Source organism: Dryocola mayonis (assembly GCF_051307045.1).
Taxonomy (GTDB): Bacteria; Pseudomonadota; Gammaproteobacteria; order Enterobacterales; family Enterobacteriaceae; genus Dryocola.
Genome location: NZ_CP150452.1, coordinates 730,111 through 756,636 on the forward strand (window position 1 = coordinate 730,111; position 26,526 = coordinate 756,636).

Consider the following 26,526-nt stretch of genomic DNA (forward strand, 5'->3'; position numbering starts at 1 on the left):
AGGCGTTCCACCACGCTGTTTTTCGCCGACTTTGCTGCGATAATTACCCTATACGCGAAGGGGTGCTGGATTTCCCTCGCCCAGCAGAGGAATACACCATGGAATATGAGTTTTTGCGCGATGTCACCGGGCGAGTGCTGGTGCGTATGTCGATGGGCCACGAAGTGGTGGGCCACTGGTTTAACGAAGAAGTAAAAGATAACCTTAAGCTGCTTGAGGAAGTGGAGCAGGCGGCCCAGGCGGTAAAAGGCAGCGAACGCCAGTGGCAGCGCACCGGGCATGAATACACCCTCTGGCTCGATGGCGAAGAGGTGATTATCCGCGCCAACCAGCTGGATATGGCGGGCGATGAGATAGAAGAAGGGATGAGCTACTATGACGAAGAAAGCCTGTCATTCTGCGGCGTGGAAGACTTCCTGCAGGTGGTGCATGCCTACCGGGAGTTTGTGAACCACCGCTAGCCGTTTCTTTGCAGGGCGGGTAAACAGAGCGCTACCCGCCGCAACAGCATCAGATATGCGGGATATTGCGTCCGTAATAAATCTCGCGCATCTCTTTCCAGAGTAAATCCGTAATCATCCTGCGTTCCTCCTCGCTCAGATCTTCCGGGCGGGTGTGGAACATGTAGTGCTTCAAATCGAACTCTTTTAGCAGCATCTTGGTATGGAAGATGTTTTCCTGATAAACGTTCACGTCCAGCATATCGTACAGCGCCTTCATGTCGTCGGACATAAAGTTCTGAATCGAGTTAATCTCATGATCGATAAAGTGCTTCATGCCGTTTACGTCGCGGGTAAAGCCGCGCACGCGGTAATCAACGGTGACGATATCGGATTCCAGCTGGTGAATAAGGTAGTTCAGCGCCTTAAGCGGAGAAATAACGCCGCAGGTCGAGACTTCTATATCGGCCCTGAAAGTACACAGGCCGCCTTCCGGGTGGCTTTCCGGATAGGTGTGTACGCAAATATGGCTTTTATCAAGGTGGGCGACGATGGCGTCCGGCAGCGGGCCGGGGTGCTCGGACTTGTCGATGCTTTGCGGGTCGACCGGCTCTTCGCTCACCAGAATGGTGACGCTCGCACCCTGAGGTTCATAGTCCTGGCGGGCGATATTCAAAATATTCGCGCCAATAATGGAGCAGGTCTCGCTGAGGATCTCCGTCAGACGGTTGGCGTTATACAGCTCGTCAATATACGCAATATAACCATCACGCTCGTCGGCGGTTTTGGCATAGCAGATATCGTAGATACAAAAACTCAGGCTTTTCGTCAGGTTGTTAAAGCCGTGCAGTTTCAGCTTTTTCAATTTTTATCACCTCCTTAGGATGACTGGCTGGCCAGCGCATCTTGTAAATATTGCGGCAAAGCGAACGCCGCCGTGTGGATTGCCGGGTTGTAATAGCGGCAGCTGATGCCGGCTGTTTGGAAACGCGCCTGGATGGATTCGGCGCTCAGTTGACGAAGCTCGGGGTTATCCGTCGCCCAGGCAAAGGTCATAATGCCGCCGAAATAGGTAGGGATCGCCGCCTGGTAAAAGCTTACGTCCGCAAAGTAGTGGCTGAGCTTGCGGTGGCTGTCGACGGCTTCATCCTGCTGCAGGAAGCACACGCCGTTTTGCGCCACAAAAATCCCGCCGGGGTTCAGGCAGCGTTTGCACCCTTCGTAAAAGGCGGAGGTAAACAGGCTTTCACCCGGCCCGATTGGGTCGGTGCAGTCGGAAATAATTACGTCAAAGGTTTGCGCGGTCTGGTTAACAAAATTAACGCCGTCGTCGATAACCAGCTTGAAGCGCGGATCGTCGTAGCTGCCGGCGTTATGGTCAGGCAGATACTGACGGCAAAATGACACTACGCCCGCATCGATCTCCACCATGGTGATGCTTTCAACGCTTTTGTGTCGCGTGACTTCACGCAGCATCGCGCCATCGCCGCCGCCGATAATCAGCACGTGCTTCGCCCGGCCGTGGGCCAGCAGCGGCACGTGGGTCATCATTTCATGGTAAATAAACTCGTCGCGTTCGGTGGTTTGCACCACGCCGTCTAACGCCATCACGCGCCCAAAAGCGGCGTTTTCGAAGATAACCAGATCCTGATGTTCCGTCTTCTCGTGATACAGCACGTTGTCGATGGCAAAGTACTGGCCAAAATTGTCATGCAGCGTTTCGCGCCACACTTTTTTATCGGTCATGGGCCTACACCTCTTCGTTAACACCCTTGAAAAATGGGCGCAACATGATAGCCAACAATAGCCGCGTATGCACGGCTATTATTTCAGCACAGGCCTGAGGAAGACGGGTTACTTAACGTAGGCGAGCAGGCTTAAAGAATCACGGGCCAACGATTTGCATTTGTTTGCCGTCGGGATGGCGATGCCGCTCAGATCGCGGTAGCTGTCCTCGCCCAAAGCCTTCATGTTGAAGCTATCGTAGTTGCTTAAATCCCACTGGTTTTGCTGAGCGAAAAAGACCAGCGCGCGACGAATCTGTCCGTTAGGGAGGTTTTGATAGCCGCAATCGTTTTTCAAAAACACAAACACCGCGGTCAGATCGGCCATATCTTCCGCTTCGGATTCGCTAAGTGCCTGACTGCTGGTGGAAAAGGCCAGCAAAACACCCAACATTAACGCCCTAACTCCCATCTTCATCACGTCTACCACTTTTTATCAGATGCGAAACGTTATCACAGTTAATTGGACCACGACGAGATTTATTATCTGCCGCAAACTTGACCTTCCCGTTGGGGAAAGGTTTATGCTCACGGACACGCCTGCTGACCTGAAGGACTTGAATATGCATCGTCGTGATTTCTTAAAATATTCCGCCGCCGTCGGCGCGTTCAGCGCGCTGCCGCTCTGGAGCCGCGCGGCGCTGGCGGCGGATCTTCCCGCTTTACCCGTCCCTGATTTACTCGCTCCGGATGCCAGAAACAGCATCCGTTTAACCGTGCAGTCCGGCAAGACCGCTTTTGGGGCAAACTCCGCCACCACCTGGGGTTATAACGGCAAGCTGCTTGGTCCCGCCCTGCGGCTTACGCAGAACGAAGCTGTGACCGTTGATATCTATAATAGCCTGGCTGAAGAGACTACGGTGCACTGGCATGGGCTGGAAGTTCCGGGCGAGGTCGACGGCGGCCCCGCAGGGCGTGATTGCCGCGGGCGGCAAGCGCAGCGTCACATTTACTCCGCGGCAGCGGGCGGCGACGTGCTGGTTCCATCCTCATCAGCACGGGAAAACCGGCCATCAGGTGGCCATGGGGCTTGCAGGGTTGGTGTTAATTGAAGACACCGAAAGCCGCCAGCTGATGCTGCCAAAGCAGTGGGGCATTGACGATGTTCCGCTGATTATTCAGGACAAACGATTTTCCGCTGACGGACAGATTGATTACCAGCTGGACCTGGTGAGCGCCGCGGTGGGCTGGTTTGGCGATACCCTGCTGTGCAACGGCGTGAGCTATCCGCAGCATGCCAACCCGCGCGGCTGGCTGCGCCTGCGCCTGCTGAACGGCTGCAACGCCCGCACCCTGAACATCGCCGCCAGCGACAATCGCCCTTTGTTCGTGATTGCCAGCGACGGCGGCCTGCTGGCCGAGCCGGTCAGGGTTACCGAACTGGCGATGCTGACGGGCGAACGCTTCGAAGTGCTGGTGGATACCAGCGACGGCAGGCCTTTTGATATCGTCACGCTGCCCGTCAAACAGATGGGCATGACCGTCGCGCCGTTCGATAAGCCAGCGCCGGTTGTGCGCATCCAGCCGCTGCGTATTGTCGCTTCGGGCACGCTGCCGGACAGCCTGGCGAAGGTGCCCGCGCTGCCTGCCCATGAAGGGCTAAACCAGCGCCTGCTGCAGCTGACGATGGATCCGATGCTCGATATGATGGGTATGCAGGCGCTGACGGATAAATACGGTGAGAAAGCGATGGCGGGCATGAGCATGGCCGGACACGGCAACATGCAGGGAATGCACCACGGCGCCATGGCGCATGAGAAAGGAGGGCAGGGATTTGACTTCCACAACGCCAACAGGATTAACGGCAAGGCCTTTGCGATGAACGAGCCTGCTTTTGCGGTCGTGCAGGGGCAATACGAGAAATGGACCCTCTCGGGCGAAGGCGACATGATGCTGCATCCGTTCCATATTCACGGCACGCAGTTCCGTATTCTGAGCGAAAACGGCCGGCCGGTCGCCGCCCATCGTCAGGGCTGGAAGGATACGGTTCATGTCGAAGGCGGACGCAGCGAGGTGCTGGTACGCTTTGATCATCTGGCTTCAAGGGAGCATGCCTATATGGCGCACTGCCATCTGCTTGAGCATGAAGATACCGGCATGATGCTCGGGTTTACGGTGGTGTAAAAGAAGAGGGTAAGCGCTGGCGCTTACCCTCTTTTTATTACTTAGCGATATTACTTAGCGTCGTCCGGTAACGCGTAGGCGACGATGTAATCGCCCATCTTCGTGCCGAAGGAGCCGTGGCCGCCTGCGGAAATCACGACGTACTGTTTACCGTTCGCTTCATAGGTCATCGGCGTTGCCTGGCCGCCGGCCGGCAGACGCGCTTCCCACAGTTTTTCACCGTTGCTCATGTTGTAGGCGCGCAGGTAATTATCTGCGGTTGCGCCAATGAACAGCACGTTGCCCGCGGTGGAAATCGGACCGCCCAGCATCGGCATGCCCATTTTAAACGGCAGCGGAAGCGGCGAGCTGTCGCGCACGGTGCCGATACGTTTTTTCCACACCACTTCGTTGGTTTTCAGATCCACCGCAGAGATGTAGCCCCACGCCGGTTGCTTACAAGGTAAGCCGAACGGAGAGAGGAACGGGTTGAGCGTTACGCCGTAAGGCACGCCGTACTGCGGCTGAATCCCTACCTCGGAACCGGTGCCTTGTCCTGCTTCAGGCGGCTCCATCGGGTTGCCCGGGCCGCGCGGCATCAGGCGGGAGACAAACGGCAGCGCCATCGGGTTGGCGATAGCGACCTGACGGTTCGGATCGACGGAAATACCGCCCCATTCGAACATCCCCAGATTACCCGGGAACACCAGCGTGCCCTGCTCAGATGGCGGGGTGAAGATGCCTTCATAACGCAGCTTGTGGAAGATAATGCGGCAGACCATCTGATCGTAGAGGGTCGCGCCCCACATATCCGCGCCGCTCAGATCTTTCTTCGGACGGAAGCTCAGATCGGAGAACGGTTGGGTTGGGGTAACGTGGTCGCCTTTCGCCGCGCCCTGCGGCACCGGTTTTTCCGGCGCCGGCACCACCAGCTTGCCGTCACGACGGTCCAGCACAAAGATGTTGCCGGTTTTCGCCGGCGCATAAATTACCGGAACGGTATTGCCGTTCTTGTCGGTGATATCCGCAAGCGTCGGCTGGGAAGGCATATCCATGTCCCACAGATCGTGGTGCACGGTTTGGTAAGACCAGGCCAGTTTACCCGTGGTCGCGTTAAGCGCCAGGATGCTGCTGGCATAACGTTCCTGCTCAGGCGTACGGTTGCCGCCCCAGATATCCGGCGTGGTCACGCCCATCGGCAGATACACCAGATCCAGTTTGGCATCGTAGGCAGCCGGCGCCCAGGAGTTAGGTGAGTTGATGGTGAAGTGGTGCTCATCGCCTGGAATCGCATTCGGATCTTTCGCGCCCGGATCGAATGCCCACAGCAGCTTGCCGCTGTTGACGTCAAACCCACGAATAACGCCGGACGGCTCGCGGGTAGAGTAGTTATCCGTTACCGCACCCGCAATCACTATTACTTTATCAGTGATGATTGGCGGCGAGGTTGGCTCGTACATGCCAGGGGTGGTTACCGGCATATTAGTTTGCAGATTCAGAATGCCTTTGTTGGCAAAGCTTTCGCACAGCTGGCCGTTATCAGCGTTCAGGGCAAATACGCGGCCGTCGTTCACCGGCAGAATGATGCGGCGCGGACAGTCTGAAACTACGTCCGGGCTGGCGTTATCCGCAGTGGCTTCATGATAGGAAACGCCGCGACAGGTCACGTGCTGGAACGAAGGATTGGTATCCAGACGCGGATCGAATTTCCACTTCTGCTTGCCGGTAGCGGCATCCAGCGCAAACAGCTGCTGGTGCGCGGTACACAGGTAAAGCGTGTCGCGGATTTTAATCGGGGTAACTTCGTTGGTGACTTCGCCCGGATCGGTTGGACGCTTCACATCGCCGGTCTGGAATGACCAGGCCTCTTTGAGCTGGCCGACGTTTTTATCGTTGATCTGTTTTAACGGAGAGTAGCGCTGGCCTTCCTGATTGCGGCCGTAAGCTGGCCAGTCGGCGTCAGGAATGGTGGAGGCCGGCGCGGCAGCGGCGGTAGCCTCTGCGCTGAGCGTACCGTTAATTTCCTGCGGATCGTTAAATACCGCCCAGATAAGGGCCACGACGGTAATGGCCAGAACGGCGCCTAAGGCCGGCGCGGCGCCTGCGGAAGGCAGAATAAACTGGCGATAGACAAAGGGCAGCAGCAGCCACACGCCGAAGAAGAACAGCACATCTAAACGCGGCGTAAGCGCCCAGAAGTCGAAACCAACTTCCCAAACCGCCCATGCCAGGGTACAAAGCAGCAGTGCGGCATAAACCCACAGCGCCAGCACCTTACGTTGCCAAAGTAACCATGCGGTGATAAGCATCACCACCCCTGCAATTGGGTAGTAGTACGACCCACCAATTGCCACTAGCCATATCCCGCCAATAAGTAAATAAAGCCCGGTAAGCACCGCAAACAGGGCCGATAAGGTCGTGAAGACACGCCTTTCTGAGTTATTTATTTTCACAATTATCACGCTCTTAAAAGTTTGATAGCAATTAATTATAGTTATTAACAAGTGTGACTTACATCACATAAATGGCTTTTTTAGCGAAAGCGCATGCAACGACGTTTTGCTGTTATACTGCTGGCCTGAATATTTTGTGTTGGATAAAGCTGCGCCGACATTAAATGATTTGTTTTTAAATCATATGGTTATAGATATGAAACATACTGTAGAAGTGATGATCCCCGAAGCGGAGATCAAGTCCCGTATCGCTGAATTAGGCCGTCTGATAAGCGAACATTATCGTGACAGCGGCAGCGATATGGTGCTGGTTGGCCTGCTGCGCGGCTCGTTTATGTTTATGGCGGACCTGTGCCGTGAGGTGCAGGTGCCTCACGAAGTCGATTTTATGACCGCCTCCAGCTACGGCAGCGGCATGTCCACTACCCGCGATGTGAAAATCCTTAAAGACCTCGATGAAGATATTCGCGGCAAAGACGTTCTGATCGTCGAGGACATCATCGATTCCGGCAACACGCTAAGCAAAGTGCGTGAAATCCTCAGCCTGCGCCAGCCAAAATCCCTCGCTATCTGCACCCTGCTGGATAAGCCGGAGCGCCGCGAGGTGGACGTCAACGTCGAGTGGGTTGGCTTCTCCATCCCTGACGAGTTCGTCGTGGGCTATGGTATTGATTATGCCCAGCGCTATCGCCATCTGCCGTACGTCGGCAAAGTCGTTCTGCTGGACGAATAGTTAAGCGCGCGGAAAAGAAAAAGGGCCTTGAAGGCCCTTTTTGCTATCTGTATTACGGGGAAACCGCTCTATTCTTATGGCTGCTGTGGGTCAGCTTGAGGTTTGAAATCCCGCTGCGATAGCCCTGCTCAAGGGATTCGCGGCTGGTCGCCGTCACTTCCAGATCGCGCAGGCGGCCGTCGTGAATACCGTAAGCCCAGCCGTGCACCGTGACTTTCTGCCCGCGTTTCCACGCGGATTGCATAATCGTGGAGTGGCCCAGGTTATACACCTGCTCCATAACGTTCAGTTCGCACAGGGTATCAAGGCGCTGTTCCTGCGGGAGCTCTCCCAGCAGCGAGCTGTGCTTGAACCAGATATCGCGGATGTGCAGCAGCCAGTTGTTGATAAGGCCTAAATCCGGGTTCTCAACCGCCGCCTGAACGCCGCCGCAGCCGTAGTGGCCGCAGATGATAATGTGTTCGACTTCAAGCACGTCCACCGCGTACTGCACGACGGAAAGGCAGTTTAAATCGGTATGGATAACGAGGTTCGCCACATTGCGATGAACAAACAGCTCGCCGGGCTCAAGGCCGGTCAGACGTTCAGCCGGCACGCGGCTGTCCGAACAGCCAATCCACAGAAAACGAGGTTTTTGCGCCAGGGCCAGGCGTTCAAAAAAGCCCGGGTCTTCATCCTCCATCAGTTTTGACCAGACCTGGTTATTACTGATGAGGGTATCTATATCTTTCATGGAGGTTAACAACCTGTAACCGAATAAGTGCGTTGAGGTAATATAGGGCAACTCGATAAATTTTAAAACTGCTTAACAAATTTGTATCGTGAAAGGTAACCCCAAACAATGACCATTGCATTAGAACTGGAAAAGCTCACGAAAACCTATCCCGGCGGCGTTCAGGCCCTGCGCGGCATAGATCTTCGCGTTGAGGCGGGGGATTTTTACGCCTTGCTGGGCCCGAACGGCGCGGGCAAATCCACCACCATCGGCATCATCAGCTCGCTGGTCAATAAAACCTCCGGCCGCGTGCGCGTGTTTGGTTACGACCTGCAAAAAGACGTGGTGAATGCAAAGCGCCAGCTCGGGCTGGTTCCGCAGGAGTTTAACTTCAACCCGTTCGAAACGGTGCAGCAGATCGTGGTGCACCAGGCCGGCTATTACGGCGTTGAGCGCGGCGAAGCGATAGCGCGCAGCGAAAAATATTTAAAACAGCTCGATCTGTGGGAAAAACGCAACGAACGCGCGCGCATGTTATCCGGCGGCATGAAGCGTCGCCTGATGATTGCCAGGGCGCTGATGCATGAACCTAAGCTCCTGATTCTTGATGAGCCAACCGCCGGCGTCGATATCGAACTGCGTCGTTCCATGTGGGGCTTTTTAAAAGACCTGAACGATAAAGGCACCACCATTATTTTGACCACCCACTACCTGGAAGAGGCTGAAATGCTCTGCCGCAACATCGGCATTATTCAACGCGGCGAGCTGGTGGAAAATACCTCGATGAAGTCGCTGCTTTCCAAGCTGAAGTCCGAAACCTTTATTCTCGATCTCGCGCCAAAAAGCCCGCTGCCGAAGCTTGAAGGCTACCAGTACCGCCTGGTGGATACCTCGACGCTTGAGGTGGAAGTGCTGCGCGAGCAGGGCATCAACAGCGTCTTTAGCCAGCTAAGCGCGCAGGGAGTGCAGGTATTAAGCATGCGTAACAAGGCCAACCGTCTGGAAGAGCTGTTCGTCACGCTGGTCAATAAAACAGGAGAGCACGCATGATGCATCTTTACTGGGTGGCGTTAAAAAGCATCTGGACCAAGGAGATCCACCGTTTCACTCGCATCTGGATTCAGACCCTGGTGCCGCCCGTCATCACCATGACGCTTTATTTCATTATCTTCGGCAACCTGATCGGCTCGCGCATCGGCGAAATGCACGGCTTTACCTACATGCAGTTTATCGTGCCGGGGCTGATCATGATGGCGGTGATCACCAACGCCTACGCAAACGTAGCCTCGTCGTTCTTCAGCGCGAAGTTCCAGCGCAATATCGAAGAGCTGCTGGTGGCGCCGGTGCCTACGCACGTTATTATCGCCGGCTACGTCGGCGGCGGCGTGGCGCGCGGCCTGTGCGTGGGCGTGCTGGTGACGGCGATTTCGCTGTTCTTCGTGCCGTTCCAGGTCCACTCCTGGCTGTTTGTCGCCCTGACCCTGGTGCTGACGGCGGTGCTGTTCTCGCTGGCGGGCTTGCTTAACGCCGTGTTCGCCAAAACGTTTGACGATATCAGCCTGATTCCCACCTTCGTGCTGACGCCGCTGACCTATCTGGGGGGCGTGTTCTATTCGCTGACGCTGCTGCCGCCGTTCTGGCAGGCGCTGTCGCACCTTAACCCCATCGTCTACATGATTAGCGGCTTCCGCTTTGGTTTTCTCGGCATCAGCGACGTTCCGCTGCTCTTCACCGTCGTGGTGCTGGTGGGCTTTATCGCGGCGTTTTATCTGCTGTGCTGGTATCTGATCCAGCGCGGGCCGCGGTCTGCGCAGCTAGCCTTTGGCTTCCCCTGCGGGGGAAGCTTTCCGGACGTTTTCAGCCAGAGATTGACTGACATCACGCCGCCTGCGGCCCGTTGTGTCACACTGACGTTTCGCGAAAAGGAGATGCGATATGTTGGGATGGGTGATTACGGGTCACGACTACTTTGCACAGGATATGCTGGATGTCATTCAGGAGCGCTTTGGCCCCGAGCCGCAGTGCTATGCCGTTAATTTCTGGCAAGGGCTTAGCACCAACATGCTCGGCCGCATGCTGTGCGATGCCCTTTATAAATGCGATTCCGGAGACGGCGTCATTTTCCTGACCGACAAAACCGGCGCCGCGCCCTACCGTACGGCCGCGCAGCTGTGCCATAAACATCCCCACTGCGAAGTTATCTCCGGCGTTACGCTACAGTTGCTTTTCGCCATGCGTAACCACCGCGCGACGCTTTCCAGCGATGCCTTCCGCCGGCTCATCGTGGAGGAGGGCGGCGATGAGGTCACCAGCCTCTGGCACCAGCAGAAAAAACATCCGCCCTTCGTTTTATTGCATCAGTACTGATTTGAAAGGTTGGTATTAGTCGGGCTTTTGCTAAAATAAGCGCTCCTTCCTTCGTTGTGCAAAAGTGCTATCAAACCTTTATGTTAACTCGAGTTTTCTACTGCCTGCTGATGCTGTGCTGCATGGGGCAGGCTAACGCCAGCCTGCTCAGCAGCCACGCCACTCCCGCGCAATATATGCAAACTACCGAAGATGCCGTCGTCTGGGCGCAGGTAGGCGATAAAGTCAAAACGGTAGGCACGATTCAGGAAGGGCAAATTCTTGCGGTGGTGCCTACGGCTGCGGATTACTACGAATTTCGCTTTGGCTTCGGCACCGGCTTTATCGACAAAAACCATCTCGGGCCGGTGGCGGGCAAACAGCGCGTTGAAGACCGGCTGGGCGATTTAAACAAGCCGCTTAGCAATCAAAATCTTGTCACCTTCCGCGACGTGCAGATCTATAACGCCCCGAGCACCGGCAGCGCGCCTTTTGGTACGCTAGCGGAAAACCTGCGCTACCCCGTTCTTGCGCGACTGAAAGATCGCCTGAACCAGACCTGGTTTCAGATCCGCATCGGCAACCGTCTGGGCTATATCAGCAGCCTGGATGCGCAGCAGGACAACGGCATTCCGGTGCTGACCTATCATCACATCCTGCGCGACGAAGAAAACACGCGTTTCCGCCATACCTCAACCACCACCTCCGTGGTGGCCTTCAGCAACCAGATGACCTGGCTGCGCGATATGGGCTATACCACGCTGACCATGTACCAGCTCGAAGGCTACGTGCGTAACCGCATGAACCTGCCTGCGCGTTCGGTGGTGATCACCTTCGATGACGGCTTAAAGTCGGTTTATCGCTACGCCAGGCCGATTCTCAAAGAGTACGGCTTTAAGGCGACCATGTTTATCATCTCGTCGCGCATTAAGCGCCACCCGCAGCAGTGGAATCCGCAGGCGTTGCAGTTTATGAGCCTTTCGGAACTGCAGGCCAGCCAGGACGTGTTTGACGTACAGTCGCACACCCATTTCCTGCACCGGGTCGACGGCTACCGCCACCCGATCTTGCTCAGCCGCAGCTACCATAACGTTCTGTTTGATTTTGAACGCTCCAGGCGCGCGCTGGCGCAGTTTAATCCCCACGTGCTCTATTTGTCCTATCCGTTTGGCGGCTATGACGATAAAGCGGTAAAGGCGGCGAATGACGCGGGGTTCCATATGGCGGTGACCACCGTAAGAGGCAAGGTGAAGCCGGGGGATAATCCGTTCTTGTTAAAACGCCTTTATATTCTGCGTACGGATTCGCTGGAGACAATGTCGCGGCTGATTGCTAACCAGCCGGCGTCCTGAGCAAAAAAAGACCCGCTTAAAGCGGGTCTTTTTTTTAATGCTGAAGCTTAAGCTACCTGAACCGGTACGGCTTTTGCCAGGCGCTTCATCTCGTTGTCGCCATCAAAGTAGGCCACTTTCGGCTGCCAGCTGCGGGCCTGCTCGTCCGGCATCGTCACGTAGCTGGCGATAATCAGGATGTCGCCCACCCCGGCGCAGTGCGCGGCGGCGCCGTTGACGGAGATAATTTTAGAACCGCGCTCGCCGGCGATAGCGTAAGTGGAGAAACGCTTGCCGTTGGTCACGTTATAGATATCGATGGCTTCATATTCCAGAATGCCTGCCGCCTCCAGGAAGTCCTGATCGATGGCGCAGGAGCCTTCATAGTGCAAGTCCGCCTGGGTCACTTTCACGCGGTGTAACTTGCCTTGCAGCATGGTGCGAATCATAAAATTAAACCTTTCTGACTGGGCTTAAACAGAACCGATACATATCGGCTCCATGAATATATCGCAGCAGTATTGCCCGTTTTTTTCGGACTGTCTACTGCGCTAAATCAACCTGAACGTTATCAATCAGACGCGCCTGGCCAAGCCATGCGGCCATCAGGATCACCGCGCGTTCGCTCCGCGCGTCCAGCTCCTGCAGCGTGTCCGCGTCGCGGATTTGCAGGTCGTCGGAACGAAAGCCTTTTTCGTTCAGCTCGGCTGCCGCAAGCGCCAGCATTTCTTCGATATCGCGCTCGCCCGCGCGCAGCCTGTCGGCCAGCGAGTTCATCACTTTGGCAAGGGCCCGGGGCGATTTTGCGCTGCTCGGCGCTCAGGTAGCCGTTGCGGGAGCTTAGCGCCAGGCCGTCTTTCGCGCGCACCGTCGGCACGCCGACGATCTCTATGTCGTAGCCCATATCGGCAACCATCTTGCGAATCAGCGCCAGCTGCTGGTAGTCCTTTTCGCCGAAGCAGGCGACGTCAGGCTGAACCAGGTTGAACAGCTTGCTGACGATGGTGGACACGCCGCGGAAATGGCCCGGACGGCTGGCGCCTTCAAGAATGGTGGAAATGCCCGGCACCTCGACAAAGGTTTGCGTATCCATGCCCTGCGGATACACGTCTGACGGAGCGGGAGCAAACACCAAATCGACCTTGCGGCGATTGAGCTTCTCGCAGTCTTCCTGCAGCGTGCGCGGATAACGCGCCAGGTCTTCCTGGCGGTCAAACTGCATCGGGTTGACAAAAATGCTCACCACCACCACATCGGCCGCGGCCTTTGCCTCTTCGACCAGCGTCATGTGCCCGTCGTGCAGGTTGCCCATGGTCGGCACCAGGGCGATGCGCTTGCCCTCCTGGCGCCAGCGGCGAATTTGCAGGCGCAGCTGCGGTAACGTCTCGATAATCAACACGACCTTTCTCCTGTCAGTGGAAACTGTGTTCTTCGCCCGGGTACGCGCCGGACTCAACCTCGGCGGCGTACTGGCGCACGGCTGCGCGCATATCGCCCGCTTCAGCGAGGAAGTTTTTCGCAAATTTTGGAATGTGGCCGCCGGTAATGCCGAAGGCGTCGTGCATCACCAGAATCTGGCCGTCGGTGACGTTGCCCGCGCCGATGCCAATCACCGGAATGCTCAGCGCTTCGGTAATGCGTTTAGCAAGCGCAACAGGCACGCACTCCAGCACCAGTAGCTGAATGCCGGCGGCCTCGAGCGCTACGGCATCGTCAAACAGCGTTTGCGCGGCCGCCTCGTCGCGTCCCTGAACCTTGTAGCCGCCGAAGATATTCACCGACTGCGGCGTCAGGCCCAGGTGGCCGCAAACCGGCACGGCGCGCTCGGTCAGCATTTTGACGGTTTCCACCAGCCAGCGGCCGCCTTCGATTTTCACCATATTCGCACCGGCGCGCATCACCTCAGCCGAGTTGGCGAAGGCCTGTTCTGGCGTGGCGTAAGCCATAAACGGCAGATCCGCAAGCAGCAGGCAGTGCGGTGCGCCGCGGCGAACCGCGCGCGTATGGTAAGCGATATCTTCTACGGTTACCGGCAGCGTAGAGTCGTGCCCCTGAACCGTCATCCCTAACGAATCGCCGACCAGCATTACGCCGATGCCCTCTTCGGCAAACAGTTTGGCAAAGCTGAAGTCATAGGCGGTGATGGTGGCGAATTTGCGTTGAGCCTGTTTCCACTGGCGCAACTGAGACATGGTGGTTGGTTTCATGGCAGTCCCTGGATTGGAAGAGTGAGGGAGTGTAATTGATGGCTACTTTAACAAAGGAAAAGGTTCGGCGTTACCAGTAAGTAATGCCCGCGCGGGAAAGCGTCGCGAGCACGTCGGCGACGCGCAGGCCTTCCGGGAAGGCGCAGTCGGGGGCGATTTCTATCAGCGGCACCAGCATAAATGCCCGGTTTTTCATATCGTAATGGGGCACGGTCAGGCGCGGCGTGGAAAGGGTTAACTCGCCGAACAGCATGATGTCGAGATCCAGCGTGCGCGGCCCCCAGCGTTCAGCTTTGCGCACGCGGCCCTGCTCAAGCTCAATGCGTTGAGTATGATCAAGCAGCGCCTCGGGGGACAGTTCTGTTTCCAGCGCCACCGCGGCGTTCAGATAATCCGGCTGATCCTGCGGGCCCGAGCGGGGGAGTACGATAAAAAGAAGAAGTGGCGACCACCCGACTTTGCGGAATGGCCGCGATGGCGTTAAGCGCGCGGGCAACCTGCTCCAGCGGCGACGCCTGATTGCTGCCCAGCGCGATATACGCCAGCGTCATGCAGCTCCTCCGCTGCGCGGCGCACGTTTGCGCGGGCGGCGATGGCGACGACGCGCCGCGGGCTCATCACCCAGATCGTTGAGCATATCTTTCTGCGCAGGCGGCGCGGCGACCTGGAATTCTCCCCACCATTTGGTCAGGCGCAGCAGCTCCTGGTTGTTTTCCACTTCGGCGCGCAGGGCCAGCAGATCGTAGGCGGCGCGGAATTTAGGATGCTCCATCAGCTTCCAGGCGCGCTTGCCCTGGCGGCGCGACAGGCGCAGCTGCAGGCTCCAGATATCGCGTACCAGCGTCGTAATACGTTTTGGAATCGCCAGCGCGCGGCAGGCTTCATCCAGCACTTCGTTCATCGCCAGGGCGAAGGCGTCCATATAGGCGAGGCCGCTTTCCTGGGTGAGCTTTTGCGCCATCTCCAGCTGCGGATACCAGAACATGGCGGAGAACAGGAAGGCCGGGTTAACGCGCATCTCATTGTGAATGCGGTTATCGGTGTTCTTTAACACCTGAGCGATGATGTGCTCCATCGGGCTGTCGCCCTGCTCGGTGAAGTAGCGGGTGATAATCGGGAATAGCGGCTGGAACAGCTGGTATTCGCGCAGCAGTTCATAGGTTGCGTAGCCGTGGCCTGCCTGCAGCAGCTTGAGGGATTCCTCAAACAGGCGCGCCGGAGGCACATCGTTAATCAATGTAGCCAGGCGTGGAATAGGCTCGCCGGATTCCGGGCTGATGGTCATATTCAGCTTGGCCGCAAAGCGGACCGCGCGCAGCATGCGCACCGGATCTTCACGGTAGCGCGTTTCCGGATCGCCAATCAGGCGAATCACGCCGTTGCGTAAATCGCGCAGGCCGCCGACGTAGTCGCGGACTGAAAAATCCGCCACGCTGTAATAGAGGCTGTTGATAGTAAAATCGCGACGCTGGGCGTCTTCTTCGATGGAGCCGAAGATGTTATCGCGCAACAGCATGCCGTTTTGACCGGTTTGCGAGGTCTGACGATCGGCTTTTTGCTCTTCGTGGTGGCCGCGGAAGGTGGCGACTTCGATGATTTCCGGCCCGAACATCACGTGCGCAAGACGGAAACGACGGCCCACCAGGCGGCAGTTGCGGAACAGTTTACGTACCTGATCCGGCGTGGCGCTGGTTGTGACGTCGAAATCTTTCGGTTTTTTGCCAAGCAGAAGGTCACGAACGCCGCCGCCGACAAGGTATGCCTCGTAGCCGGCTTTATTCAGACGATAGAGCACCTTGAGGGCATTTTCACTGATATCTTTGCGGGAGATAGCGTGCTGGTCACGCGGAATGACCGTGATTTGCGGGAGATCTTCGCTCTCCTGCGCCACAACATCATCGCGGTTAAGCACCTTGCGGCAAAAATTAGCGACTCGGGTAAAAATAGTCCACCTCGGCAGTGTCAATCATTAGGGACAAAAAAAACAGCGGCTAATCATAGCTCAGTGCGGGGCATTTGAGAATGACGTATTCGTTTGCATAGCTAATGGCACCTTTGCAAGCGACCATTTTTCCACCGCTTCGCTTAGCAGGCCCTCAAGCGTGAGGTCCTGCCAGGGGGTAATAAGCGGCTGGTTTAAAAAAGTTAAAGCCGCGGCCAGCGCCGGACGCGGGTCGCCCTGCGGCAGGGCGGGGGCATGGTTTTGCTTGGATAATTTATTGCCCTGCTCGTTTAGCGCCAGCGGCAGATGAACGTATTGCGGCACGCGCCAGCCAAACTGCTGATACAGGGAAATTTGCCGTACTGTGGGTTCGATTAAATCGGCGCCGCGCACAATTTCGGTTACGCCCTGGTAATTATCATCCACCACCACGGCGAGGTTATAGGCAAACAGCCCGTCGCGGCGGTGGATAATAAAATCTTCCCGCGCCAGATGTTCGTCGGCCACTAACCGGCCGCGCAGGCGATCCTTAAAACTTAATACCGGCTGGCGCTGCACCAGACGCATCGCTGCGTTTTCCGGCCCGTGGTTTAACGTTCGGCAATGGCCGTCGTAAAAACCGCCGATCTGCTGAATGCGGCTGCGGGTACAGGTGCAGTAATAGCTTAAGCCGCGCTGGCGCAGCCAGGCGAGCGCTTCACGGTAGGCCTCATGGCGCGCGGACTGCCAAAGCACTTCGCCGTCCCAGCGCAGGCCGTAGTGGTCAAGCTGGCGCAAGATTGTCCCGGCGGCGCCGGGTACTTCGCGCGGCGGGTCGATATCTTCGATACGAACCAGCCACTGACCCTGATTTGCGCGCGCCTGCAAATAGCTGCCAAGGGCGGCAATCAGCGAGCCGAAATGGAGTTCGCCCGAAGGCGAGGGGGCAAAACGCCCGATGTAATGAGGAGCCGTCATGAGTCTACAAATAATTAAGGCGGGAGAGACTCCCGCCTTTGGAATGTTGTGAAATTGCGGGCCGTTAGCCGGCCATCTGTTTTTCGCGAATTTCTGCCAACGTTTTGCAGTCGATACACAAATCAGCTGTCGGACGAGCTTCAAGACGACGAATACCAATTTCAACGCCGCAGGATTCGCAGTAGCCAAAATCTTCGTCTTCTACTTTCTTGAGCGTCTTTTCGATCTTCTTGATCAGTTTACGTTCGCGATCGCGGTTGCGCAGTTCCAGGCTGAACTCCTCTTCCTGGGCGGCACGGTCTACCGGATCCGGGAAGTTAGCGGCTTCATCCTGCATGTGCGTGACGGTACGATCAACTTCATCCATAAGTTGGTTACGCCAGGCTTCAAGTATACGCCTGAAGTGCGACAGCTGGGCTTCGTTCATGTATTCTTCGCCCGCTTTCTCCTGGTACGGCTCCACCCCAGCGATGGCGAGGATACTCAGGGACGATGTTTTACGCTTTTGCCCTTCTTGCATGTTGCTTCTCCTTAACACGCACTATCGGTCCCCTGTCGGGGGAAAATCAGGCCGCTATAAATAGCAGATGCTTTTCAGGATGGCAATTATATAAATTCCTCTCTTGACAACCCTGTGAAGAAAAGCGTATTTACGCGAGCGGCCAGAACACAAAACATACAATACGTTAACTGCTCTTTATAAAGGTAACGTTATAAACAGACAGGCAACGGCGAAGTTAGAGTAAGCCCTCTGGCAGAAAGTTCTGCCCGGCGGGCAATTATTTCTACCCCGCATTCCTGCGCCTCGCACAAAAGTTGCGCATATTTTGCGTCGATGTGGCGTGCCGGTGAGACACGAGTGATAGCGGAATGTAATACCGCAAACAGCAGCACTGCGCGCTCTCCATGCATAACCACGCTCATCAATTCCCGCAGATGCTTCTGCCCGCGAAGGCTGACGGCGTCCGGGAAAAAGCCACTTCCCTGTTCGGATAACGTGACTGATTTCACTTCAATATAGCAGTTAACTTTATTATCCGCCTGCAGCATAAAATCGATGCGGCTGCGCTCCGCGCCGTACTTCACCTCGCTAAGGATTTCCGTATAACCGCTTAATTCCGCCAGCCGGTTTTCCTTCAGCGCTTCCCTGACGACGTTATTTGCCTGCAGCGTATTCACACAGATAAAGTCGCCGGTCTGCGTCTGCGTCAGCTCCCAGGTATGGGCGTACTTGCGCTTTAAATTCGCCGACGTCGAATACCAGACGGTATCGCCAGGCGTTGCGCAGCCGGTCATGGCGCCGGTATTCGGGCAGTGAAGCGTCAGTAATTCGCCGGCGGGGGTGAGGACATCGGCCAGAAAGCGTTTATAACGTTTAATCAGCGTGGCGGGCTGTAGCGCCGGGACAAATTCCATCTACTCTTCCTTATTATTTAGCCGCCAGCGCTCCAGCGGCTGGTAGCGGGTGCGCCCTCGGGCGTAAACCGACTCGTAAAGCACAAACTCGTCGACTTTAAACTGCCAGCGAAAGTTGGGCGGCGGCAGGGGCACGGCGCGGGTCACGTTACGATACAGCGTCACATGAGGATGAAACGGCTGCGGGCTTTGATAACAGCCGTTTCTGGCCGCCTGAGCGCGCAGCATATTGGCCAGCTGAATCAGGCCGAGCGACGCATGGCGCGGGCCCAGCCAGATCACCCGTGAACGCACCCACAGCCCGGCGTCATCCAGCGTCAGCGTAAATTCTGGCTGGCGGATACGGCCGGCGAGCCGGCACAGCGCTTTTTGCTTTTCGCCGCTCACGTCGCCAAGAAAAGCGAGCGTCAGATGCAGGCTGGCCGCGGCGACGGGACGTCCGGGCCTCTGCGGAAAAATTTTCGGCGCGCCAGGCGATAATCTGCCGCTGCGCCTCGGCGGGCATCTCGAGGGCGAAGAACAGTCGGCGGGTGTCGGCCATAGTTGTCTCTCGGTTAAGATTTTGCGGGATGCTACAATGCGCGACTGCGTATGTTAACCCTTTGGAGCTGTTTGTGTCGTCATTACCGGTCGCTGCGGTGTTACCCGATGTTCTTCACGCGCTTAAGCATTCGCCGCAGGTGCTGCTCAACGCGCCTACCGGGGCGGGGAAATCCACCTGGCTTCCGCTGCAGATTCTTAAATCCGGCGTCGTCGACGGGCGCATTTTGCTGCTGGAACCGCGTCGTCTGGCGGCGCGCAACGTTGCGCAGAGGCTGGCTGAACTGCTTGGTGAAAAACCCGGAGAAACGGTTGGCTACCGGATGCGCGCCGAAACCTGCGTTGGGCCGGATACGCGGCTTGAGGTGGTGACGGAAGGCATTCTGACCCGCATGATCCAGCAGGATCCGGAGCTTAACGGCATCGGGCTTGTGATCCTCGATGAATTTCACGAGCGCAGCCTGCAGGCCGATCTGGCCCTCGCGCTGCTGCTGGACGTCCAGCTCGGCCTGCGCGACGATCTTAAGCTGCTGATCATGTCGGCCACGCTTGATAACCAGCGCCTGCAGCGCTGTCTTCCCGAGGCGCCGGTTATCAGCTCCGCAGGACGCGCTTACCCGGTGGAACGCCGCTACGTTCCGCTTGCCGCCCACCAGCGCTTCGACGAAGCGGTGGCCGTTGTCGTGGCAAACCTGCTGCGCGAAGCCTCCGGCTCGCTGCTTGTATTCCTGCCGGGCGTGGGTGAAATTCAGCGCGTGCAGCAGCAGCTTGAGGAGCGTATAGCAAGCGACGTGCAGCTTTGCCCGTTATACGGCGCCCTGACGCTTAGCGAGCAGCGTAAGGCGATTCTCCCGGCCCCTGCCGGTACGCGTAAGGTGGTGCTGGCGACCAATATTGCCGAAACAAGCCTGACCATCGAGGGTATCCGGCTGGTGGTGGACTGCGCGCTGGAGCGCGTGGCGCGCTTCGACGTGCGCTCGGGGCTGACGCGGCTGGTCACGCAGCGCACCAGCCAGGCTTCCATGACCCAGCGCGCCGGCCGCGCCGGGCGTCTTGAGCCCGGCATATGTTTACATCTCACCAGCGCTGAGCAGGCGGAACGGGCGGCCGCGCAGAGCGAACCCGAAATCCTGCAAAGCGACCTCTGCGGCCTGTGGCTTGAGCTTTTACAGTGGGGCTGTCAGGACCCGAAGCAGCTGACCTGGCTGGATATGCCGCCTGCGGCTAATCTTCACGCGGCGCGCACGCTTCTGCGTCGGCTCAACGCGCTGGACGAGCAGTATCGCCTGACACCGACGGGCCGGAAAATGGCGCGTCTGGGCAACGATCCTCGCTTTGCCGCCATGCTGGTCGCCGCCAGAACGCCCGACGAGCAGGCGACGGCCGCGCGCCTGGTGGCGATTCTGGAAGAGCCGCCGCGCGGCCAGGACGGCGATTTACGTAACGCTTTCGGCCGCCGCCAGGAAAACTGGCAGCAGCGCGCAAACCTGCTTCTGAAGCGTTTTAAACAGCCGCGGCGGACAGGCAGATATCGATTTAGCCGGCCCTTTGCTCGCGCGGGCTTTTGCCGACCGTATTGCCCGCAGGCGCGGGCAGGAAGGGCGCTACCAGCTGGCTAACGGCCTCGGGGCGATGCTCAATCAGGATGACCCCCTGACCCGCTACGAATGGCTGATAGCGCCGCTGCTTTTGCAGGGCAGCCAGAGCCCGGACGCGCGTATGCTGCAGGCTTTACCGCTGGATATCGAGGCGTTAGCCGCAGGCGTGCCGGAACTGCTGACCCAAAGCGACTCCGTAGAATGGGACGAAGCGCAGGGAACCTTAAAGGCGTTCCGCCGCACGCAGATTGGCCAGCTGGTGATCAAAGTGCAGCCGCTGGCAAAACCTACGGAAGATGAGCTGCATCAGGCGATGCTAAACGGCATTCGCGACCGCGGGCTCGGCGTGCTGAACTGGACGCCGCAGGCGCAGCAGCTGCGCATCCGTCTGGCCTGCGCCGCCAGATGGCTGCCGGAATACGACTGGCCTGACGTCAGCGAGGAAGCGCTGCTGCGGGAGCTGGATAGCTGGCTGCTGCCGGAAATGCACGGCATACACTCGCTGCGCGCTTTAAAAAAAATCGATATTATCCGGGCGTTACAGAACCTGCTTGACTGGAGCTTACGTCAACGTCTGGATAGTGCGCTGCCAACTCATTACACTGTGCCGACCGGAAGCCAGATTGCTCTGCGCTATGATGAAGAGAATCCGCCCGTGCTGGCGGTGCGCATGCAGGAGATGTTTGGCGAAGCGCAAACCCCGGTCATAGCCGAAGGGCGAGTGCCGCTGGTGCTTGAGCTGCTCTCACCCGCGCAGCGTCCTTTGCAGATTACGCGTGATTTAACCGCCTTCTGGAAGGGGGCGTACCGGGAAGTGCAAAAAGAGATGAAGGGACGCTATCCGAAACATGTCTGGCCGGACTCGCCGGCAACAACGCCGCCGACGCGGCGTACAAAGAAGTATCAATGACTTTGAGAGATTTCTTCTTTCGCTGAGGGCGGAAGAAAGGAGAATCAGGCCGTGCGCCTCATTATTTGGTGGAGAAAGCAATGGCGGGGAATGACCGCGAACCTATTGGACGTAAAGGGAAACCAGCTCGTCCGGTAAAAGAGAAGGTGAGCCGTCGTCGACTCAGGGAAGAAGAGTATGACGACTACGACGATGATTATGATGATGAGGAACCGATGCCGCCACGTAAGGGGAAAGGAGGCGGTAATGGCCGTCAGGGGCGTAAAAAACACCGCTGGCTATGGTTCTTATTGAAGCTGTTTGTCGTCTTTGTGGTGCTGTTCGTGATTTACGGCGTCTACCTGGATCAGCAGATCCGCAGCCGCATCGACGGCAAAGTCTGGCAGCTGCCGGCGGCGGTGTACGGCCGCATGGTGAACCTTGAGCCGGACATGCCGTACAGCAAAAAAGAGATGGTTAATCTGCTGGAGGCCACCCAGTATCGCCAGGTCACGCGCATGACGCGTCCGGGCGAGTTTACCGTGCAGGCCCAACAGCATCGAGATGATCCGTCGTCCGTTTGATTTCCCGGACAGCAAAGAAGGGCAGATCCGCGCTCGTCTGGTGTTCGACGGCGATCATCTGGAATCTATCCAGAATATGGACAGTAACCGCAGCTTCGGTTTCTTCCGCCTCGATCCGCGGCTGATAACCATGCTGTCGTCGCCAAACGGCGAGCAGCGCCTGTTTGTGCCGCGCACGGGCTTCCCGGATCTGCTGGTCGATACGCTGATCGCCACCGAAGACCGTCATTTCTATGAGCATGACGGGATCAGCGTTTACTCTATCGGCCGCGCGGTGCTGGCGAACCTGACCGCAGGACGCACGGTGCAGGGCGCGAGTACGCTGACGCAGCAGCTGGTGAAAAACCTGTTCCTTACCAGTAAAAGAACCTACTGGCGTAAGGCGAACGAAGCGTACATGGCGCTCATTATGGACGCCCGCTACGGTAAAGATCGTATTCTGGAGCTGTACCTGAACGAGGTCTATCTCGGTCAGAGCGGCGATAACGAAATTCGCGGCTTCCCGCTGGCAAGCCTCTACTACTTTGGCCGCCCGGTGGAGGAGCTGAGCCTCGATCAGCAGGCGCTGCTGGTGGGCATGGTGAAAGGCGCGTCGATCTACAACCCGTGGCGTAACCCGAAACTGGCCCTCGAGCGCCGTAACCTTGTGCTGCGCCTGCTGCAGGAACAGAAGGTTATCGATCAGGAGCTGTACGACATGCTGAGCGCCCGTCCACTGGGCGTGCAGCCGCGCGGCGGGGTGATTACGCCGCAGCCTGCGTTTATGCAGATGGTGCGTAACGAGCTGCAGGCGAAACTGGGCGACAAGGTTAAAGACCTCTCCGGCGTGAAGATCTTTACCACCTTCGACTCGGTTTCTCAGGACGCGGCGGAAAAAGCCGTCAGCGAAGGCGTGCCGGCGCTGCGCGCCTCCCGTAAGCTGAAGGATCTTGAGGCGGCGATGGTTATCGTCGACAGGTATACCGGCGAGGTTCGCGCGATGGTCGGCGGGGCGGAAGCGCAGTTCGCCGGCTTCAACCGCGCGATGCAGGCGCGTCGTTCAATCGGTTCCCTGGCGAAACCGGCGACCTATCTGACGGCGCTCAGCAAGCCGGACAGCTATCGCCTGAATACCTGGATTGCGGATGCGCCGATTTCCCTGCGCCAGCCAAACGGCCAGGTCTGGTCGCCGCAGAACGACGATCGTCGCTTTAGCGGACAGGTTATGCTGGTGGATGCGCTGACCCGCTCCATGAACGTGCCAACCGTTAACCTGGGTCTGGCGCTTGGGCTGCCGGCCGTAACCGAGACCTGGACTAAGCTTGGCGTGCCGAGAGATCAGCTTAACCCGGTTCCGGCGATGATTCTGGGCGCGCTGAACCTGACGCCGATTCAGGTTGCGCAGGCGTTCCAGACTATCGCCAGCGGCGGTAACAGAGCCACGCTGTCCGCGCTGCGCTCGGTGATTGCGGAAGACGGAACGGTGCTGTATCAGAGCTTCCCACAGGCGGAGCAGGCGGTTCCCGCGCAGGCGGCCCTATATGACGCTCTACACCATGCAGCAGGTAATGAACCGTGGTACCGGCCGCGCGCTGGGCGCCAAATATCCTAACCTGCACCTGGCCGGTAAAACGGGCACCACGAACAACAACGTGGATACCTGGTTTGCGGGCATCGATGGTAAAGAAGTGACCATCACCTGGGTTGGGCGCGATAACAACCAGCCGACCAAGCTTTACGGCGCGAGCGGCGCTATGGCGCTCTACCAGCGCTATCTGGCAAACCAGACGCCGATTCCGCTGACGTTAACGCCGCCGGAAGATATCGTCGATATGGGTGTGGATGACGCGGGCAACTTCCAGTGCGCAGGCGGCGCGACGCGTACGCTGCCGGTCTGGACGACCAATCCGGATGCGCTGTGCCAGCAGAGCCTGCAGCAACAGCAGAACAATAATCCGTTCGATCAGTCGTCCGGCGAACCTCAGCAGCCGACGCAGCAGCAACAGCAACAGCAGCCTCAGCAGCAGGAAAAAAGCGATGGCGTTGCCGGCTGGATTAAGGACATGTTCGGCAGTAACTGATTTGCGCCAAATGTCATCAAAAACCCCCGTATGTAACGGGGGTTTTTCTTTTCTGTTAATCCCTGAAAATAACCCAGGTTAATTATTATTCCTTTAGCGCGCCAGGGGGCGCGATCCGCTTGCCTTGCGCTTTCCGTTTCGACTATTATCCCGCGGGCATAATAATAATTATCGTTTACGTTATCATTCCTCACTCATCAGAGATTATACAATGGCGCGTTCAATCACTGGACAACCAGTCAGCACCTCCGTTCGCAAGCTCGCTGTGCTTGTTGCTGCCGCCGTAGGCGGCGTCAGCGCATCAAGCTTTGCCGCAGACGGCACGGCTAAAAAAGAAGACACCATCACCGTTACTGCCGCAGCGCCGCAGGAAAGCGCATGGGGCCCGGCTCCGACTATCGCCGCTAAACGTGCGGCGACGGCGACCAAAACGGATACGCCTATCGAAAAGACGCCACAGTCTGTTTCGGTGGTGACGAATGAAGAGATGCAAACGCATCAGCCTAAATCCGTTAAGGAAGCACTGGGTTATACCCCAGGCGTTACCGTTAACAGCCGTGGCGCTTCCAGCACCTATGATTTCGTTATCATTCGCGGCTTCTCCTCCGTGGGTCTGAACCAAAATAACTACCTGGACGGCCTGAAGCTTCAGGGCAACTTCTATAATGACGCGGTCATTGATCCTTATATGCTGGAACGCGTTGAGCTGATGCGCGGCCCAACTTCCGTTCTCTACGGTAAGAGCAACCCGGGCGGCATCATCTCTATGGTCAGCAAGCGCCCGACCACGGAGCCGCTGCATGAAGTTCAGTTTAAAATGGGTACGGACAATCTGTTCCAGACCGGCTTTGACTTCAGCGACGCGCTGGATGATAACGGCGTCTACTCCTATCGTCTGACCGGCCTGGCGCGCTCTAACAACGAGCAGCAGCAAAGCGCTAAACAGCAGCGTTACGCCATCGCTCCATCTTTCTCCTGGCGTCCGGATGACAAGACTAACTTCACCTTCTTGTCCTACTTCCAGAATGAGCCAGAAACCGGCTACTACGGCTGGCTGCCAAAAGAAGGCACGGTACAACCTTTACCGGACGGTTCGCGTCTGCCGACCAGCTTCAACGAAGGCGCGACCAATAATACCTATTCCCGTAACCAGAAAATGGTCGGTTACAGCTTCGAACACGGCTTCAACGACACCTTCACCGTGCGTCAGAACCTGCGTTTTACCGAGATGAAAACTGCTCAGCAAAGCGTGTACGGTACAGGTATCGACGCGACGAACGGCCATATGCTTAACCGCGGTACGGTTGTGGACAACGAACGTCTGCAAAACTTCAGCGTAGATACCCAGCTGGAAAGCAAATTCGCAACCGGCGCGCTTGAGCACACCCTGCTGACGGGCGTTGATTACATGCGCATGCGTAACGACATCAACGCGACCTTCGGCAGCGCGCCGCAGCTGGATCTCTACAATCCAACCATGGAAGATTTTGATTTCGGCGATGCGGCTCCGTATCAGATGAACGAAAGCAAGCAGACCGGTATTTACGTTCAGGATCAGGCCGAGTGGGACAAGTGGGTGATGACGCTGGGCGGTCGTTACGACTGGTCTGAGCAGGCAACCACGGTTCGCGGCGATGGCGGCGGCTATATTGAGCGTAATGACAAGAAGTTTACCTGGCGCGGCGGCGTAAACTACCTGTTCGACAATGGCGTCAGCCCTTACTTCAGCTACAGCCAGTCCTTCGAGCCAAGCGCATTCGATCTCTGGAGCAATCCACGCACTTCTTATGCTCCGTCTAAAGGCGAGCAGTACGAAGCGGGCGTGAAGTATGTGCCGAAAGATATGCCGGTTGTTATCACCGGTGCTGTCTACCAGCTGACCAAAACCAACAACCTGACGGCTGACCCAGCCAACCCGTTAGGGCCAGGTTCCGGCCGGTGAAATTCGCGCCCGCGGCGTGGAGCTGGAAGCGAAAGCGGCGCTTAATGCCAATATTAACCTGACCGCTTCTTACACCTATACCGATGCGGAATACACCAAAGACACCAATCTGAAAGGCAATACGCCAGAGCAGGTGCCGGAACATATGGCTTCCCTGTGGGGCGATTACACCTTTAACGACAGTGCGCTAAGCGGTCTGACTCTCGGCACCGGCGGCCGCTTCATTGGTAAAAGCTACGGCGATCCGGCGAACTCCTTTGAAGTCGGCAGCGCTGCCGTGATGGACGCGGTGGTCAAATATGACCTGGGCCGTTTCGGTATGAGCGGTTCAAGCATTGCCGTGAACGTCAACAACCTGCTCGATCGTGAATACGTTGCCAGCTGCTTCCAGACCTATGGCTGCTTCTGGGGCGCAGAACGTCAGGTGGTTGCCACCGCGACCTTCCGCTTCTAATTGTCTCCCGGGCACGGTTCGCCGTGCCCTTC

At 57.3% G+C, this 26,526-nt stretch carries 16 protein-coding genes and 8 pseudogenes; 10 read left to right on the top strand and 14 right to left on the bottom strand.

From position 1 onward, the window contains the following. Positions 1-98: 98 nt before the first annotated feature. Positions 99-461: a protein YacL gene (gene yacL, locus WLO32_RS03535; RefSeq protein ID WP_435947213.1), complete on the top strand. Its 363-nt coding sequence runs from the start codon at positions 99-101 to the stop codon at positions 459-461. A gap of 49 nt (positions 462-510) precedes the next feature. Here yacL and speD read toward each other — a convergent pair whose 3' ends face one another. From speD to WLO32_RS03550, 3 genes are all read right to left on the bottom strand, one after another. Continuing rightward, positions 511-1,305, bottom strand: coding sequence for an adenosylmethionine decarboxylase (speD, locus tag WLO32_RS03540; protein ID WP_121266926.1), 795 nt, complete (start codon positions 1,303-1,305; stop codon positions 511-513). Between the two features lie 14 nt (positions 1,306-1,319). Beyond that, positions 1,320-2,186, bottom strand: a complete 867-nt coding sequence (speE, locus tag WLO32_RS03545; RefSeq protein ID WP_435947214.1) for a polyamine aminopropyltransferase — start codon at positions 2,184-2,186, stop codon at positions 1,320-1,322. A 108-nt stretch (positions 2,187-2,294) separates the two neighbouring features. After that, positions 2,295-2,642, bottom strand: a complete 348-nt coding sequence (locus tag WLO32_RS03550) for a YacC family pilotin-like protein (RefSeq protein ID WP_121266924.1) — start codon at positions 2,640-2,642, stop codon at positions 2,295-2,297. A gap of 145 nt (positions 2,643-2,787) precedes the next feature. Between WLO32_RS03550 and cueO the strand changes: the two are divergent. Beyond that, positions 2,788-4,348 (top strand): annotated as a pseudogene (cueO, locus tag WLO32_RS03555) (multicopper oxidase CueO). 50 nt (positions 4,349-4,398) lie between these two features. On the opposite strand, the gene WLO32_RS03560 reads toward cueO, so the two are convergent. Continuing rightward, on the bottom strand, positions 4,399-6,783 hold the full coding sequence (locus WLO32_RS03560; protein ID WP_435948237.1) for a glucose/quinate/shikimate family membrane-bound PQQ-dependent dehydrogenase: 2,385 nt from the start codon (positions 6,781-6,783) through the stop codon (positions 4,399-4,401). Positions 6,784-6,976: 193 nt separating this feature from the next. Here WLO32_RS03560 and hpt point away from each other — a divergent pair, with 193 nt between their 5' ends. After that, complete coding sequence (hpt, locus tag WLO32_RS03565; protein ID WP_435947215.1) at positions 6,977-7,513, top strand: hypoxanthine phosphoribosyltransferase; 537 nt, start codon at positions 6,977-6,979, stop codon at positions 7,511-7,513. Between the two features lie 52 nt (positions 7,514-7,565). Here the strand turns inward: hpt and can are convergent, their stop codons facing one another. After that, on the bottom strand, positions 7,566-8,246 hold the full coding sequence (can, locus tag WLO32_RS03570; protein ID WP_435947216.1) for a carbonate dehydratase: 681 nt from the start codon (positions 8,244-8,246) through the stop codon (positions 7,566-7,568). Between the two features lie 108 nt (positions 8,247-8,354). Here can and WLO32_RS03575 point away from each other — a divergent pair, with 108 nt between their 5' ends. The 4 genes and pseudogenes from WLO32_RS03575 to WLO32_RS03590 all read left to right on the top strand — a co-directional run bounded on the left by WLO32_RS03575 (position 8,355) and on the right by WLO32_RS03590 (position 11,926). Next, the gene (locus tag WLO32_RS03575; protein WP_435947217.1) at positions 8,355-9,278 is read left to right on the top strand and encodes an ABC transporter ATP-binding protein; all 924 of its coding nucleotides are present in this window, start codon (positions 8,355-8,357) and stop codon (positions 9,276-9,278) included. Next, positions 9,275-10,046 (top strand): annotated as a pseudogene (locus tag WLO32_RS03580) (ABC transporter permease). The gene WLO32_RS03575 and the pseudogene WLO32_RS03580 overlap by 4 nt, the downstream one beginning before the upstream one ends. A gap of 117 nt (positions 10,047-10,163) precedes the next feature. Continuing rightward, on the top strand, positions 10,164-10,595 hold the full coding sequence (locus WLO32_RS03585) for a PTS sugar transporter subunit IIA (protein WP_435947218.1): 432 nt from the start codon (positions 10,164-10,166) through the stop codon (positions 10,593-10,595). An 80-nt stretch (positions 10,596-10,675) separates the two neighbouring features. Further along, the gene (locus tag WLO32_RS03590) at positions 10,676-11,926 is read left to right on the top strand and encodes a polysaccharide deacetylase family protein (protein WP_435947219.1); all 1,251 of its coding nucleotides are present in this window, start codon (positions 10,676-10,678) and stop codon (positions 11,924-11,926) included. Between the two features lie 47 nt (positions 11,927-11,973). On the opposite strand, the gene panD is transcribed toward WLO32_RS03590, so the two are convergent. The 9 genes and pseudogenes from panD to thpR form a co-directional block, all read right to left on the bottom strand. Beyond that, a complete protein-coding gene (panD, locus tag WLO32_RS03595) occupies positions 11,974-12,354 on the bottom strand; it encodes an aspartate 1-decarboxylase (protein WP_435947220.1) in 381 nt (126 codons plus the stop codon). A 94-nt stretch (positions 12,355-12,448) separates the two neighbouring features. Continuing rightward, positions 12,449-13,304: pseudogene (panC, locus tag WLO32_RS03600) on the bottom strand (pantoate--beta-alanine ligase). Positions 13,305-13,317: 13 nt separating this feature from the next. Continuing rightward, on the bottom strand, positions 13,318-14,112 hold the full coding sequence (panB, locus tag WLO32_RS03605) for a 3-methyl-2-oxobutanoate hydroxymethyltransferase (protein ID WP_435947221.1): 795 nt from the start codon (positions 14,110-14,112) through the stop codon (positions 13,318-13,320). Between the two features lie 70 nt (positions 14,113-14,182). After that, a pseudogene (gene folK / locus WLO32_RS03610) lies at positions 14,183-14,663 on the bottom strand (2-amino-4-hydroxy-6-hydroxymethyldihydropteridine diphosphokinase). Then, the gene (gene pcnB, locus WLO32_RS03615; protein ID WP_435948238.1) at positions 14,660-16,057 is read right to left on the bottom strand and encodes a polynucleotide adenylyltransferase PcnB; all 1,398 of its coding nucleotides are present in this window, start codon (positions 16,055-16,057) and stop codon (positions 14,660-14,662) included. Before pcnB ends, folK begins: the two are co-directional and overlap by 4 nt. A 57-nt stretch (positions 16,058-16,114) precedes the next feature. Further along, positions 16,115-17,011 (bottom strand): tRNA glutamyl-Q(34) synthetase GluQRS, encoded by an 897-nt coding sequence (gene gluQRS / locus WLO32_RS03620; RefSeq protein ID WP_435947222.1) that lies wholly within the window; start codon positions 17,009-17,011, stop codon positions 16,115-16,117. A 64-nt stretch (positions 17,012-17,075) separates the two neighbouring features. After that, entirely contained in the window at positions 17,076-17,531 is a 456-nt protein-coding gene (gene dksA / locus WLO32_RS03625) for an RNA polymerase-binding protein DksA (protein ID WP_121266913.1), read from the bottom strand. 191 nt (positions 17,532-17,722) lie between these two features. Next, complete coding sequence (gene sfsA / locus WLO32_RS03630; RefSeq protein ID WP_435947223.1) at positions 17,723-18,427, bottom strand: DNA/RNA nuclease SfsA; 705 nt, start codon at positions 18,425-18,427, stop codon at positions 17,723-17,725. Beyond that, positions 18,428-18,968: pseudogene (gene thpR / locus WLO32_RS03635) on the bottom strand (RNA 2',3'-cyclic phosphodiesterase). A 73-nt stretch (positions 18,969-19,041) separates the two neighbouring features. Here thpR and hrpB point away from each other — a divergent pair. From hrpB to fhuA, 3 pseudogenes are all read left to right on the top strand, one after another. Next, positions 19,042-21,475 (top strand): annotated as a pseudogene (gene hrpB / locus WLO32_RS03640) (ATP-dependent helicase HrpB). A gap of 80 nt (positions 21,476-21,555) precedes the next feature. Beyond that, positions 21,556-24,098: pseudogene (gene mrcB / locus WLO32_RS03645) on the top strand (bifunctional glycosyl transferase/transpeptidase). Positions 24,099-24,309: 211 nt separating this feature from the next. Beyond that, a pseudogene (gene fhuA / locus WLO32_RS03650) lies at positions 24,310-26,494 on the top strand (ferrichrome porin FhuA). The last annotated feature ends 32 nt before the right edge of the window (positions 26,495-26,526 follow it).

Coding starts and splice junctions, on each gene's coding strand:
- yacL (WP_435947213.1), top strand. CDS start 99: ATGGAATATGAGTTTTTGCGCGATGTCACCGGGCGAGTGCTGGTGCGT.
- speE (WP_435947214.1), bottom strand. CDS start 2,186: ATGACCGATAAAAAAGTGTGGCGCGAAACGCTGCATGACAATTTTGGC.
- WLO32_RS03550 (WP_121266924.1), bottom strand. CDS start 2,642: ATGAAGATGGGAGTTAGGGCGTTAATGTTGGGTGTTTTGCTGGCCTTT.
- hpt (WP_435947215.1), top strand. CDS start 6,977: ATGAAACATACTGTAGAAGTGATGATCCCCGAAGCGGAGATCAAGTCC.
- can (WP_435947216.1), bottom strand. CDS start 8,246: ATGAAAGATATAGATACCCTCATCAGTAATAACCAGGTCTGGTCAAAA.
- WLO32_RS03575 (WP_435947217.1), top strand. CDS start 8,355: ATGACCATTGCATTAGAACTGGAAAAGCTCACGAAAACCTATCCCGGC.
- WLO32_RS03585 (WP_435947218.1), top strand. CDS start 10,164: ATGTTGGGATGGGTGATTACGGGTCACGACTACTTTGCACAGGATATG.
- WLO32_RS03590 (WP_435947219.1), top strand. CDS start 10,676: ATGTTAACTCGAGTTTTCTACTGCCTGCTGATGCTGTGCTGCATGGGG.
- panD (WP_435947220.1), bottom strand. CDS start 12,354: ATGATTCGCACCATGCTGCAAGGCAAGTTACACCGCGTGAAAGTGACC.
- panB (WP_435947221.1), bottom strand. CDS start 14,112: ATGAAACCAACCACCATGTCTCAGTTGCGCCAGTGGAAACAGGCTCAA.
- gluQRS (WP_435947222.1), bottom strand. CDS start 17,011: ATGACGGCTCCTCATTACATCGGGCGTTTTGCCCCCTCGCCTTCGGGC.
- dksA (WP_121266913.1), bottom strand. CDS start 17,531: ATGCAAGAAGGGCAAAAGCGTAAAACATCGTCCCTGAGTATCCTCGCC.
- sfsA (WP_435947223.1), bottom strand. CDS start 18,427: ATGGAATTTGTCCCGGCGCTACAGCCCGCCACGCTGATTAAACGTTAT.